This window comes from Pararhizobium mangrovi, from assembly GCF_006516965.1.
In the GTDB taxonomy this organism is placed as follows: Bacteria; Pseudomonadota; Alphaproteobacteria; order Rhizobiales; family Rhizobiaceae; genus Pararhizobium_B; species Pararhizobium_B mangrovi.
In genome coordinates, this window is record NZ_VHLH01000030.1 from 19504 (window position 1) to 32954 (window position 13451).

The window sequence follows — 13451 nt, forward strand, 5'->3', positions numbered from 1 at the left end:
GCCGTTATACCCCGATTGAACCGGCTCGATAGCGCATCGGGGGGTCGCCCGGACAGGGACGATCGAATACAGTTGGACTGAACTGTACGGGTCGAAGGAGTAATACGGATGCGGGAGAAGGCCCCGGGCGGTTCCCGGATAGGGCTCGTGATGGAGAGCATCCGTCGGCGCATCGCCGGCCGGTCGCTGGCCCATGAAGAGAAGCTGCCTTCGATCCGGGCGACGGCGAAGACGATGGGCCTCTCGCCTTCGACCGTTGCGGAGGCCTACGAGCGGCTCGGCGCCGAGGGTCTGATCCGGTCGCGGCCCGGCTCCGGCTTCTACGTGGTCGGCAGCCTGCCGCTCGCGCTTCGGGAGGTCGCACCGAGGATCGATCGTGCGGTCGATCCATTCTGGGTGTCACGCCAATCGCTGGACGGCGGTGCCGAGACGATCCGGCCCGGATGCGGCTGGCTTCCCACCGAATGGATGCCGGATGCGGCAATCCGCAGGGCCGTGCGATCGCTCGCGAAGGCCGAAGGCGCGCTGCTGGCCGATTACGGGCCTTCTCGCGGCTCGCTTCGCCTGCGAAATCTTCTGGCACGTCAGTTCGCCGACGAAGGCTTGCGCATCGGCGCCGACGAGATCCTGCTCGCCTCGTCGGGAACCCAGGCGATCGATCTCATCTGCCGCCTGCTTCTGCAACCCGGAGATACGGTCCTGCTCGACGATCCCTGCTACTTCAACTTCCGGGCGCTGATGCGAGCGCACCGGGTCGACATCGTCGGCGTGCCGCGAACGAAGGACGGGCCGAACCTTGCAGCATTCGAAACGGCTCTGAAAGTTCACCGTCCGCGCATCTACGTGACGAACTCCGCTATTCACAACCCCACGGGCTCGTTGCTCTCGCCGCAGGTCGCTCATCGTGTTCTGAAGCTTGCGGCGCATCACGACCTGACGATCGTCGAGGACGACATCTTCTCGGACTTCGAGCCGGAACCTTCGCCTCGCCTCGCCGTCCTCGACGGACTCGAGCGCACCGTTCGCATCGGCAGCGTCTCGAAGACGCTGTCGGCATCGGTGCGCTGCGGCTACATCGCAGCGAAGGCAGGCTGGATCGAGGAACTGGTCGATCTTCAGGTTGCCACGAACTTCGGCGGCCCGAGCCCGATGGCGGCCGAGATCGTTGCGCACGTCCTGTCGGACGGCAGCTATCGCCGGCACGTCGCCGCCCTGCGCACGCGTCTCGCGAAGCGGCGCCGCGAGGCGACCACGCTTCTTGCATCCCTGAACATCGAACCCTGGATCGAGCCTGTCGGCGGCTTCTATCTCTGGTCCCGCCTGCCCGACGGCATCAACGCGGCAGACATGGCCCGTGCAGCCCTCGCCGACAACGTCGTTCTTGCGCCCGGCAACGTGTTCAGTGCGGGTCAGACCGCGACGGAATGGATGCGCTTCAACGTTGCCCAGATGGCCGACCCAAGATTGCCGGACCTCCTTCGGAAGGCCCTCACGTCCGCGACGACGAATGACAACGGCAGCAATGCCGAGAGATGATTCGAAACCGGACCGACCGTTTACCGGAATCGGTCGGACGGCTTCCGACTCTATGTTGGTCTCTCAGGCTTGGCTGAGGATCACACAAAACCTGCCGTTCATTCATTGCATATTGTTCAGCCCAAGCGAGACCGGGAGCGGAAGGTCGGGTTTATAGTGGCCGATCCGCTAAGGCGGAGATAGAAGTCGGCGACCTGCTCAAAGAGCTCCACAGCTTTGTTCGCCAGCGTTTCACCTCGATCTGGCGAATCCTCAATTCCATGTTGGAGCATTTTGCATTAAAAGGGCATCGCGTCTGCACGATGCAAGGTCCATAAGGGGGAACGAAGATCTACAACGCAGCGCAACTGTCTGCTTTGGCTCGGCTGTTCTCGGCCACGGTTTTCCGTGAAATGGCGAAGAAGGGTCGATCCGGCTTGTTCCGTCGGCTGATCGAGCAGACCAATCTGCGCGAGCGCGCCGACCCTCGCGCGACTGTCGGCGATACCTTCAACTTGGCGTTCGAGATTCTGAAGATCGCAGGGCATCGCGACGAATACATTTATCGCGCGGCGATCAGCCAAAAAGTGCTAATGGGCACGCACTCACTCCGCACGGCCTCGATGCTCAATGAGTTTCGTGCCGGCCGCTGCAAGGCGGATCTCGTCATCCTGAACGGGACCGCAACTGTCTATGAAATCAAGTCGGAACGGGATTCGCTCGCGCGGCTCGCCAATCAGGTTGAGAACTACAAGCGCGTCTTTGCCAAAGTGAACGTGATCGCGAGCGAAGGCCATATCGAGGGCGTGCTGGCAACGGTCCCGATTGATGTCGGAGTGATGTGTCTCTCCAAGCGTTACCGGATCACAACGATGCGAGAAGCGGTCGACTGCCCGGCCCGCATCTGCCCGGTGACCGTGTTTGAATCTTTACGCATGGTCGAAGCCGCGGCGATCCTGCGGGCGATGGGAGTGATGGTGCCTAAGGTTCCCAATACGCAGCGGCATGCGGCGATGCGCGACCTTTTTGTCGCCCTCGACCCCGTTGCGCTCCATGTCGAGATGGTGCGGACGCTCAAGCGGACACGCGATCTGGCACCACTCGGCGACCTTGTTGAACGTCTGCCCGAGTCCCTGCAAGCTGCAGCGCTATCAGTGCCAGTGCGCCGTGCTGACCAACCGCGGCTGATCGACGCTACCGCGACCCCGCTGCACACGGCCATGTCCTGGAGCTAATCGGCGCATGTATCATCCCTATTTCCGTGGAAAGCAGTTCGAGCTTATCACGATCCGCGAGATGGCGGCGCTGCTAGCCGAGAAGAATTTCGTGCCCGTGATCGAGCCTGTGCGCGAGTCGCTTGGCGGCCTTAAGAAGACCTTGAATTCGGTTTGCGCTGCCGGTGGGCGCGCGATCGTGATTGTGAACCCGTACCACGGCGACCATCAGCAGGACGGGGCGAGCATCACTAACCTCCTCCAAGAAGGCTTTATCGGCAGCGACAATCTCGCTGCCGGCATACTGCTGCGTAGCGACATGACCGTTGAGGAAGTGACGGTGTGCTATGACCATCATGCCGATCACCATCCGGTGCTAGTGCACGCCGGCTTCACCGCCCCAAAGTGGCTGGCGGCCGAGCTTGAGGACAGCATGGCCAGCCTTACCAACGTCTTCGTCGAAGATCGTGCGAAGCTGCTCTACCGAAAACACTTCGACCAGAGCACGCGTGTACTCGTGCGCGACGGCTTCAAGCGGCAGCGCAATGCCGATTATCTGCCGATGGAGGAGTTTTCCGATCTTCATGTCACCTATGGCGAACTTGGCATGGCGGGCTTTGGTGATTTTCTCATCGTTGGGGACGTCTACAGCGAAGGTGGAGGCCCGGCCTACGCCGTCGCAATCCATCTGACTTTCATCGATCCTGAAAAGGACGATGTCATGTACGTCTACCACTTCGTCTCAACGACGAAGGATACCCCGACCGATCCCGCCGGCAAGTTTGCCCAGGCGCTGGCAAAGCTGATCGCGAAACTGGACAGCGGCACGTCCCATCTTCTTGAGACCGAAGCTATCAAGGAGTTTCGCGATCTTCACACTAAAGGCCACTTCCCGGGCCTCGGCTACGTTAAAAAGCTCTCGATGAAGCATCATATCGAGACGCTTGCCGACTATCTCAGCTGAACTCCATGGCACAGCGCTTCTGCTGCCCGGAGTGCTTCGATGATCGCGCCCTGCGCGATCAGCTCTTCCCGTCGCTCGATCCCAGCCATGGGATGTGCGATTTTTGTGGGACCGCCTACACCCAGCTTGTCGAGCCTGGCAAGCTCGCCAACTATTTCGAGCTGCTGGTCAATGTCTACGAGCCGAATCAGAACGGCAAGTCGCTGGTCGAATGGATGAAGGAGGACTGGCAACTCTTCAGCCACCAGCGCATGGACCTTGCCCACGCAAAGGAGCTGCTCGGCGAGATTCTAGATGACGGGGAGATTGTCCGGAGTAATTTCGTCCCGTCGGCTAGCTACATCAGCGAAGGTCTCGCGCAGTGGGATAAGCTGCGCGACGAGATGATGTATGCCAATCGCTGGTTTCTCAACGTCGACATTGACCTAGACCGTCTCTACCAGCTGCTCGGCATGCTTTTGGCACCGCAATTGCCTCGTGAATGGTTCCGGGCGCGAATGCGAACCGAGGATGAGGTCTTCACAATTGACAAGATGGGTGCACCACAGAAAAGACGCTCGTCTCATGGTCGTGCTAATCCGGCAGGCATTCCTTATCTCTATCTGGGATCGTTGCCCGAAACGGCTGTGGCCGAGATCAGGCCACATACTGGCGAGGTTGCTTGCGTCGCTAATTTCACCATTCCCGAGATCAAGGCTGTAGACTTGCGCAACCCTCGCAAGCTCGTCTCGCCCTTCATTTTGTCCGAATCTAGCGCAATCGGCCAACTTCGCGCCGATTTGCCGTTCCTTGAACGCCTGGGCGGAGAATTGACCCGACCGGTTCAGCCGGCGGGAGCGGCGATTGACTACATTCCGAGCCAGTACCTGTGTGAGTTCATTAAGAAGAGCGGCTTCGACGGCGTGGTCTATCGCAGTTCGGTCAGCGATGGCATTAATCTCGCACTTTTTGATCCCGCTCAGGCAGTTGGCGGGACGATGGTACTTTACAACGTGTCGAAGGTGGCAGTCGAAGTAGCCGCTGCCTAAGAACGCCCTCCCCTGTCGGCAACTTTCGGGATGGCTGCTTCCAGAACCTGCAGGCAGTTTGTTGATTGACCTCGACCAGGCGCATCGCGACTAATGCTGCGGCCACCTGAATGGCCGCTTTCGCAGGCCTGCACCCACAACCCGCCGGTCCGCTCTCCACCCCAATCCAGACGTCAGCGACAACACGCATTCACAAACAGCCCGGAACCGCAAACGTAGCCCGTCATCCCGACGCGGAAAAGAATCCGGTTTGAGTCCGCGCGTTCCTGCGCTACCTCATGGGCGAACGACAACCGGTACGAGCCGCCATGACGCCCTTCGATCTCGCCCCCGTCGCGCGCCACCCCGCATGAACGGCATCGGCGACTGGCTCATCCCGACCATCCAGCATTACGGGCCGATCGCGCTCTTCGTCTGCATGACGCTCGAAACGCTCGGCCTGCCGCTTCCCGGCGAGAGCGCGCTGATCGCGGCAGCCGCAGCGGCCGGGGCGAGCGAGATCAACATCGTCTGGGTCGCGATCGCCGGGTTCGCCGGCGCCGTCCTCGGCGACAATATCGGCTATCTCATCGGCCGGCATATCGGCCGGCGCGTGATCGTCTCCTACGGCTCGAAGATCGGCATCACCGACGAGCGCTACAAGCGCGCCGAAGGAAAGATCGAGCGGCACGGCTTCTGGATCGTCATCGTCTCGCGCTTCGTCGTGCTCCTGCGCCAGCTGAACGGGCTCGTCGCCGGATCGGCCGGCATGCCTTGGCCGAAGTTCCTTCTCGCCAACGTCATCGGCGCGGTGCTGTGGGTCGGCGCCTGGTGCACGGCCGCCTATTTCCTCGGCAGGGCCGCCGACCGCCTGCCGGCCCTCCTCCACAGCGTCAAATGGATCTCGATCGTCGCGATCCCCATCGTCATCCTCGGCGTCATCGCCCTCTTCTATTTCGACCGCCGCCGCGAACGGAACGGGTCGGGCAAAATTGCTTAGCCCAGCCAGCCGTCATCCTCGGGCCTGACCCGAGGATCCAACCACGTTCGTCGCGAGCGGCGTGCCCGCTGCTACGGCGCAACCACAAGCACGACACCCTCAAAGCCGCTGCGGAAACAGGCAGACGTCGTTCAGCACGCATTCCGGGCATTTCGGCGCGCGCGAGGTGCAGACCCGCTTGCCGAACTGGATCAGCCAGAAATGCCCCTCGGGCTTGGCCCAGTCCGGTGCGCGCTCGTCTAGGCTTTCGGCGATCTTCGCCTCGCTCTTTCCCTGCGCGAGCCCCGTGCGCGTGCACACCCGCCCGACATGCGTGTCGACGGCGATGGCGTCCTCTTCGAAGGTGAAGGCCATAACGATGTCGGCGCATTTGCGCCCGATCCCCGGCATCTTCATCAGCCCCGCGCGCGTGTTCGGCACCACGCCGTCGCATTCCTCGATCAGCATGTGGCAGAACTTGCGGATCGAGCGCGCCTTGGAATTATAAAGCCCCGCCGGCTTGATCGCCTCGATCAGCTCATCGTCGGAAAGGGTCAGCATCGTCTCCGGCGTGCGCGCCTTCCTGAAGAGCGCCGCCGTCGCCTTCGCCGTGTTCGTATCGCGCGACTGGGCGGAAAGCATGCAGGCGATGCAGGAGCGGAACGGGTCCGGCTGGTCCTTCGGCCCCTTCGCCCCCTTCGTCTTGCCAGGCATCGCCTTTTTCAGCCGCTCGAACACCGTCTCGATCTCGTCGCCGGTCAGAAGCGTGCGCCCATCCTCCGCCATTCTCCTCAGGCCCCCGCCATCTCGGCCAGGATCGCCTCCGCTGCCCGCTTCGGGTCGTCCGCCGCGATGATCGGCCGGGCGACGACGAGGTGGCTCGCGCCCGCTCTCAGCGCATCCGCCGGGCTCGCCACCCGCTTCTGGTCGCCGGCCGCGGCCCCCGCCGGCCGGATGCCGGGTGTCACCACCGCCATATCCCGCCCGACGATGGCCCGCACCGTTTCCGCCTCCGCCGCCGAGCACACGATCCCGCCCATGCCGGCGTCGCGCGCCTGCTCCGCCCGCCGCTTGACGAGTGCGGCCGGATCGTTCGCATAGCCCGCCTCCGCCATGTCCGCGGCATCCATCGAGGTCAGCACCGTCACGCCGAGCAGCGTCACGCCCGAGCCTTTCGCCGCCGCGACGGCCGCGCGCATCGCCTTCGGATAGGCGTGGATCGTCACCATCGAAACGCCGAGCTTGCCGATCGCCGCCACGCCGTTCGCCACCGTGTTGTCGATGTCGAGCAGCTTCACGTCGAGGAACACGTGCTTGCCGCCCTCTATCAGTTCGCGCGCCAGTTCCAGCCCGCCGGAAAAGACGAGCCCGTGGCCGATCTTGTAGAACGACACGGCATCGCCGAGCCGCCCCGCCATCGCCCGCGCCGCGTCCACATCGGCCACGTCCAGCCCCACGATCAGCCGTTCGCGCATCGCCCGTTCCGTCGCCTCGTCCATCGCTCGTCCCTCTCGCCGTTCGCAAAGCCATCTAGCGCACCCGCCGCGAAAGGGAAAACGCCGCCCCGCCCGGCTTCCGTCGCCCCCGCAAATGGGCTACATCCCGCCCCATGGACACGCCCCTTTCCCACATCCGCAATTTCTCGATCGTCGCCCACATCGACCACGGCAAGTCGACGCTCGCCGACCGTCTGATCCAGATGACCGGCTCGCTCGAAGAGCGCGACATGAAGGACCAGATCCTCGACGCGATGGACATCGAGCGCGAGCGCGGCATCACCATCAAGGCGAACACCGTGCGCCTCGAATACGATGCGTCCGACGGCGAGCACTACGTCTTGAACCTCATCGACACGCCCGGCCACGTCGACTTCTCCTACGAGGTCGCCCGGTCGCTGTCGGCCTGCGAAGGCTCGCTGCTGGTCGTCGACGCCTCGCAGGGCGTCGAGGCGCAGACGCTCGCCAACCTCTACGCCGCGCTCGACGCCGACCACGAGATCGTCCCCGTCCTCAACAAGGTGGACCTGCCGGCCGCCGAGCCCGAGCGCATCAAGGAACAGATCGAGGAGGTGATCGGCCTCGACGCCTCCGACGCGCTCGAAATCTCGGCGAAGACCGGCGTCGGCGTCCCCGCCGTGCTCGAGGCGATCGTCAAGCGCCTGCCCCCGCCGGCCGGCGGCAGCCGCGAAGAGCCGCTGAAGGCCCTCCTCGTCGACAGCTGGTACGACACCTATCTCGGCGTCGTCGTGCTGGTGCGCGTCATCGACGGCACGCTCAAGAAGGGCCAGACCATCCGCATGATGGGCACCGAGGCGACCTACCGGGTCGACAAGGTCGGCGTCATCACGCCGCGCATGGTGGAGGTGGAAAACCTGCAGCCCGGCGAGATCGGCTTCCTGATGGCCGCCATCAAGGAGGTCGCCGATACCCGCGTCGGCGACACGATCACGGACGACAAGCGCCCGACCGCCACCATGCTGCCGGGCTTCAAGCCCGCCCAGCCGGTCGTCTTCTGCGGCCTCTTCCCCGTCGACGCCGGCGATTTCGAGGCTCTGCGCGACGCCGTCGGGCGCCTGCGCCTCAACGACGCCTCCTTCTCCTACGAGACGGAATCCTCCGCAGCGCTGGGCTTCGGCTTCCGCTGCGGCTTCCTCGGCCTTCTCCACCTCGAGATCGTGCAGGAGCGCCTGAGCCGGGAGTTCGACCTCGACCTCATCGCCACCGCGCCGTCCGTCGTCTACGGCATGACGATGCGCGACGGCTCAGAGATCGAGCTGCACAACCCGGCCGACATGCCGGAGGTGATGAAGATCGAGGAGATCCGCGAGCCGTGGATCCGCGCCACGATCCTGACGCCGGACGAGCATCTCGGCCCCATCCTCAAGCTCTGCCAGGACAGGCGCGGCGTGCAGGCGGACATGTCCTATGTCGGCAACCGCGCCATGCTCGTCTACGACCTGCCGCTCAACGAGGTCGTCTTCGATTTCTACGACCGGCTGAAATCCATCAGCCGCGGCTACGCCTCCTTCGACTACCAGATCACCGAATACCGGGCGAGCGACCTCGTGAAGATGTCGATCCTTGTCAATGGCGAGCCGGTCGACGCGCTCTCCATGCTCGTCCACCGCGCCGCCGCCGAAAAGCGCGGCCGCGACATGTGCGAACGCCTGAAGGACCTCATCCCCAAGCACATGTTCAAGATCCCGATCCAGGCCGCCATCGGCGGGACCGTGATCGCCCGCGAAACCATCTCGGCGCTGCGCAAGGACGTCACCAGCAAATGCTACGGCGGCGACGCCACCCGCAAACGCAAGCTTCTTGAAAAACAGAAGGCCGGCAAGAAGCGCATGCGCCAGTTCGGCAAGGTGGACATCCCGCAGGAGGCGTTTATTGCGGCGTTGAAGATGGGGGATGAGTGAGTAGAAGTCCGCGCCATCGGACAAAACGATCCAGTAAATCGTTTTAAGCAACGAACGCCGAGAGCCCAAGCATAGAGCTAAGGACCTCAGCCACGGGTGAAAAGCCTACGATCTGGCTTTCAGACGAGGAACGCCCGAAGCCATATTGGACAACTGGCGGTGCGGCATAGAAAGCGTTTGCGGGAAGCGCAGACCAAATGAGCGATCCGCCAAACCGCCTCGGGCAACAAATGCCCTGAAACACCGTAAAGGCTCGCATCGGTATCGTCAGCGTTTGCGGAAAGCCGGCAACCTCTCGTCCGTTATCTTCGGATTTTACCGAGGAATCCCTAATGCCTTCAAAAACAACGTCAGTGGCGAACCCCCACCCTTTCTTTGACCGTGGGGACGGCGGAGATTGGCCTGAGGACTGTAGACTTTTGCGACTGATTGGATGAGCATTCGGTTTTGCAAGAAGCCAGCTCCGGCCAAACAGCATGGTAGGTTTTTTTGATTACCAGAATTGAAATCGACGGCTTCAAGACATTCCAGAGGTTCTCGGCAGACTTAAGACCTTTTGTAGCCGTGGTCGGTCCGAACGCCACCGGCAAGTCAAATTTATTTGACGCTCTAAAGTTCTTTTCACGACTTGCGCAAGTCGATGTGCGTCAAGCTATGCAAGAACTCAGGGGTGAGCCCGAAGAACTGTTTCGACAGACGCCCTCTGGAATTCAGACTATCATGCGATTCGCTATTGAGGTTCTACTTCCTATTCGAGGTATTGACGATTTCGGCACTACCTTCGAAACACCAGCTCAGCGTTTACGATATGAAATCGCGATCGAGATCAGAGAAAGTCCTCATGGAATATTTATCATTCATGAAGACTGTAGAGTTATTAGGGCTGAAGACGATCGAATGGCTTTTCGAACGCTAGAGAAGATCAGTAGGTCTGGCCGAAAAACGCCCTTTTTGGAAACAGAAAGAGATACCCACGGAAGGGCTCGGGTGTTCACAATCAGACAAGACGGTGTAGCAGAAAGCGGTACCTCGAAGAGAGGCAATCCGTTGCAGCTTCCTGCAGCTGAAGCTTCGCGAAGCGCGCTTTCGACGATTGCAACTTCTGAATTTCGACATCTGTACGCGCTAAAAAAGCTGGTTGCTGGACCGCAATTTCTGGAAATTAATCCGTCCGAAGCTCGCAAGGCGAATGATCGTTTTGAAGACAAGCGACTGAAAAGCAATGCCTCGAACTTAGCTGCTAGCCTCGCAGAAATCCAACGGCTGTCGATGACCGAAAATAGGCCCGCTGGCGCTATCGCAGACATTTCTGCAGATCTTGCGATGCTAATTCCGCAAGTCAAAAGTGTTCGCGTCCTGGATAATGCTAAAAACCGGGAATATTCATTCGACGTTGAAGTTCGTGATGGCGTTTCTTTCAGCTCGCGGGTTATAAGTGATGGCACTATTCGTTTACTTGCTCTTCTTGTGGTAATTGACGATCCGAATCGGGAGGGAATCCTGTGTTTTGAAGAGCCAGAAAATGGTGTTCATGAAGGCCGAATCCCGGAGCTCATAAACCTCTTACGTGACGCTACTGAACTCCAAGATGAGACTGGCGACTACTTTCAAGTACTTTTGAACACGCATTCTCCCGCAGTGATGCGCGCCCTTCGCTCTGACGAAGTTCTTTTTGCAGATATGGTTCGTAGTATTCCGGCCGACAATAAATATTCACAGAGTCGTACTAGAATGAGAAGAATAGCGCCAGATAAAGGATTATTTGATGATGAACATCACTTGTATCCCGCTAAAGTTGAAGAACTTCTTCGGAATAAGGCGGGCGGAATTTAATGTACCTATCGTGGTCAGCGTTCTATGAAGGCGCGACTGATTCCCAATATTTTAATGTTCTCATTCCGAAAGTTCTTGACGACATCGTTAGAGTGTCCGGGAAAAAGCCTTGTGATGTAGGCGAGTTCCCCTCAGTTGAGTTCGGTATAGATAACCGCTCTTTTGACAACGTCGCCGAGCAAATTTGCGCGCGGCGGAACGAGTTTCATATTATTTTTGTTCATGCTGATTTAGGCGGTCGAGGACAAGCTGAAGATATCAAGCGCCGTAGAGAACAGTTAATTCAGAAAGCCCACGAAATCTGTGGCTTCGATGCGCGAACCGCAGTTATGTTGTCGCCGGAAAAAGAGTTGGAAGCATGGGCATTATGTGATCACGCTGCCGTTAGAACAGCTTTAGGAGTCAGAGCGATACCTGAGAACCTCATGCCCACCACCCCTCTGGCAGCTGAGAAACTTTTGGATCCAAAAGCCAGTTTTGAAGGAATAGTAAAGAGTGTAGTTCGAAAAAAACACGGAACTCGACAGATATTAGTTAGAATAGCGCAGGAACAAAACATAGAAGAACTTAGGAGAGCGCGGTCTTTCAAGTCTTTTGAAGATTCGTTGCGTAGCGTTCTCTACCACAACGGCTTTATAAAATAGATAGATCCAATGAAGCCGAATTTCAAATCCATACAACGCGCATTACTTACCGTTGACGGCCTCAATCCTTTAAGTCAGCAATCCTTATCGACAATCACATTGTCGTTTTCAAGCTGACGCATAGTGTATGTGCGATTCATAAATCCCCGCACACTTTGTTGTTATGGATCACATGAGCGCGGGCACTGGACCAACCGCCTAATCGACTGCCGTGGTTATGGCTTGGAGGGACCACGCAGAAAGAAGCCGCCCGAGCATACGAATATTTTCATCCCCGCCCCCACGCCATGCCCTACCATCCCCCTCGTCCCCTTCGCTCGGGCGTGTTCGCGAGACGTTGGAATGCGGGAGGGGGCCGGCGCTTCCGTCGGTGGTTAACGTGGCCGCCGGCCGGAGTGTCCGCGGAAAATGGGTCCCGCCGGTGACTACGCACCGGTTCGCCTGTGCGGCGTGCAAGGGGTCGGCGCGTGGATGAAGGTTCGCGTCGGGATCGGTGAAGGCGGGTGTTCCCTGCCGGACGATTTCGGCGGCCGGTTCAACGAAACGAACCGGACGAGCGGGTCGAAATCCACGTCAAAGATCCTGCAGAGGGCCCGGAGTCGCGGTCAAGTAGGGGTGTACCTGGGAAAGGAGCCCCGAAATACGCCGTCGGGGCGCGGGAAGCCGTGTCACTTCTTCCGGCTTTCGAATTCGGCCGGCACGGCTGCCCGCGCCCCGCCCCGATTGCCGTGAATGCCCTCGACCTGCCGTCGCGCACCCTGCGCCGGAGGACGATGGCGCATGTCGGCATGCCGGGCCCGGGGATCCTCGCACGCCGCGATCGTCCCGCACGCACCGATCGCGAGCGGCGGCTGGAACGATCGGGGCGCGACATTGTTTCGCGGAGGGTATCCGGCCATCATTTCCGTGTCGCCGGAACGCGTTGCAAGGAGAGGAAACCATCCATGAAGACCAGGATCATCATGCTTCTCGCCGCCCTGGCGATGACGGGCACGGCCGTTTCCGGCTGCGTCGAGACCGCCGGCCCCGGCTACGGCGCACCGGGCGACGTCGTGATCGGCCCGGCCGACGGCGGCCCGGACTACGACCGCGATCGCCCCGATCGTGACCGGTACGACCGGGACCGCGACCACGATCGCTACGACCGGGACCGGGACCATGACGACGCGCGCCGCGACCGGGATCACGACCGCTACGCCCGGCGGGATCATGATCGCAACGACCGCGACGACCGGGGCCGCTACGTGCGCGACCGCAACGGCCGCACGATCGACTGCCGCCACGACCCACGCAACCCCGCCTGCCACCGCTGACGCATTCCCGGCGGCCGGGCCCGAATGCCCCGGCCGCCGGAACGCGTCGTCGCGCCTGCGAAGCCGAGCGCGCCCCCGATCTTCGGTCCGGACGGGATGCGCTTTGCGGGCAAGCGCCATGGCGAGCAGCCGGGGAAGTCCCTGCCGCAGGCCAGCTATGCATCGATGTCCGTTGTGGTGCAGCGCAATATACTCCATTTGAGCACTGAACGAAAATTCAGCACTGCTTACGGAGTAGACAATCATGGCACATCACATGACCGGGACCTTCGGCGCCGTCGGCCGTTTCTTCAACGACATCGGCCGCGCCCGCAACATGGCCCTCACCTACGAGCGCCTCGCCCGCCTGTCCGACAACGAACTCGGCCGTCGCGGCCTCAAGCGCACCGAGCTCGCCCAGGAAGCGGCCCGCCGCTGCGGCTTCTGAGCCGCCCCGACCGGACAGATCCCGACGACGCCAAGAGAGCATTTCCCGGCCGGAGCGATCCGGCCCGGCGTCGCGAACGATACGGAAGACTGAGGAGCGCCGGGCCGAATTCGATCGGGTCTCAGGGCGCTCTGACA

The 13451-nt window shown here is 60.9% G+C and carries 12 protein-coding genes; 10 read left to right on the forward strand and 2 right to left on the reverse strand.

Annotated features, from left to right (window positions below; all coding sequences use genetic code 11):
* Positions 1-150: 150 nt before the first annotated feature.
* The 5 genes from FJU11_RS14735 to FJU11_RS14755 all read left to right on the forward strand — a co-directional run bounded on the left by FJU11_RS14735 (position 151) and on the right by FJU11_RS14755 (position 5700).
* Positions 151-1536 (forward strand): aminotransferase-like domain-containing protein, encoded by a 1386-nt coding sequence (locus FJU11_RS14735; protein ID WP_407946731.1) that lies wholly within the window; start codon positions 151-153, stop codon positions 1534-1536.
* A gap of 392 nt (positions 1537-1928) precedes the next feature.
* A complete protein-coding gene (locus tag FJU11_RS14740; RefSeq protein ID WP_235891046.1) occupies positions 1929-2750 on the forward strand; it encodes a sce7726 family protein in 822 nt (273 codons plus the stop codon).
* A 7-nt stretch (positions 2751-2757) separates the two neighbouring features.
* Complete coding sequence (locus tag FJU11_RS14745) at positions 2758-3693, forward strand: sce7725 family protein (protein WP_141167839.1); 936 nt, start codon at positions 2758-2760, stop codon at positions 3691-3693.
* Positions 3694-3698: 5 nt separating this feature from the next.
* Positions 3699-4721, forward strand: coding sequence for an RES family NAD+ phosphorylase (locus FJU11_RS14750; protein WP_141167840.1), 1023 nt, complete (start codon positions 3699-3701; stop codon positions 4719-4721).
* A 349-nt stretch (positions 4722-5070) separates the two neighbouring features.
* A complete protein-coding gene (locus FJU11_RS14755) occupies positions 5071-5700 on the forward strand; it encodes a DedA family protein (RefSeq protein WP_141167841.1) in 630 nt (209 codons plus the stop codon).
* Positions 5701-5799: 99 nt separating this feature from the next.
* Here the strand turns inward: FJU11_RS14755 and FJU11_RS14760 are convergent, their stop codons facing one another.
* Both FJU11_RS14760 and pyrF read right to left on the reverse strand, forming a co-directional pair.
* Complete coding sequence (locus FJU11_RS14760; protein ID WP_141167842.1) at positions 5800-6465, reverse strand: endonuclease III domain-containing protein; 666 nt, start codon at positions 6463-6465, stop codon at positions 5800-5802.
* Positions 6466-6470: 5 nt separating this feature from the next.
* Positions 6471-7154, reverse strand: coding sequence for an orotidine-5'-phosphate decarboxylase (gene pyrF / locus FJU11_RS14765; RefSeq protein ID WP_141167867.1), 684 nt, complete (start codon positions 7152-7154; stop codon positions 6471-6473).
* A gap of 134 nt (positions 7155-7288) precedes the next feature.
* Here pyrF and lepA point away from each other — a divergent pair, with 134 nt between their 5' ends.
* From lepA to FJU11_RS14790, 5 genes are all read left to right on the forward strand, one after another.
* Complete coding sequence (lepA, locus tag FJU11_RS14770; RefSeq protein ID WP_141167843.1) at positions 7289-9097, forward strand: translation elongation factor 4; 1809 nt, start codon at positions 7289-7291, stop codon at positions 9095-9097.
* A 489-nt stretch (positions 9098-9586) separates the two neighbouring features.
* Positions 9587-10930 carry an AAA family ATPase gene (locus FJU11_RS14775; protein WP_141167844.1) on the forward strand — a complete coding sequence of 448 codons (1344 nt, stop codon included), beginning with the start codon at positions 9587-9589 and terminating at the stop codon, positions 10928-10930.
* Positions 10930-11574 carry a hypothetical protein gene (locus tag FJU11_RS14780; protein WP_181408200.1) on the forward strand — a complete coding sequence of 215 codons (645 nt, stop codon included), beginning with the start codon at positions 10930-10932 and terminating at the stop codon, positions 11572-11574. The genes FJU11_RS14775 and FJU11_RS14780 overlap by 1 nt, the downstream gene beginning before the upstream one ends.
* Positions 11575-12518: 944 nt before the next feature.
* Positions 12519-12887, forward strand: a complete 369-nt coding sequence (locus FJU11_RS18375; protein WP_181408201.1) for a hypothetical protein — start codon at positions 12519-12521, stop codon at positions 12885-12887.
* Positions 12888-13131: 244 nt separating this feature from the next.
* Positions 13132-13314: a hypothetical protein gene (locus FJU11_RS14790; RefSeq protein WP_141167847.1), complete on the forward strand. Its 183-nt coding sequence runs from the start codon at positions 13132-13134 to the stop codon at positions 13312-13314.
* Positions 13315-13451 lie beyond the last annotated feature (137 nt).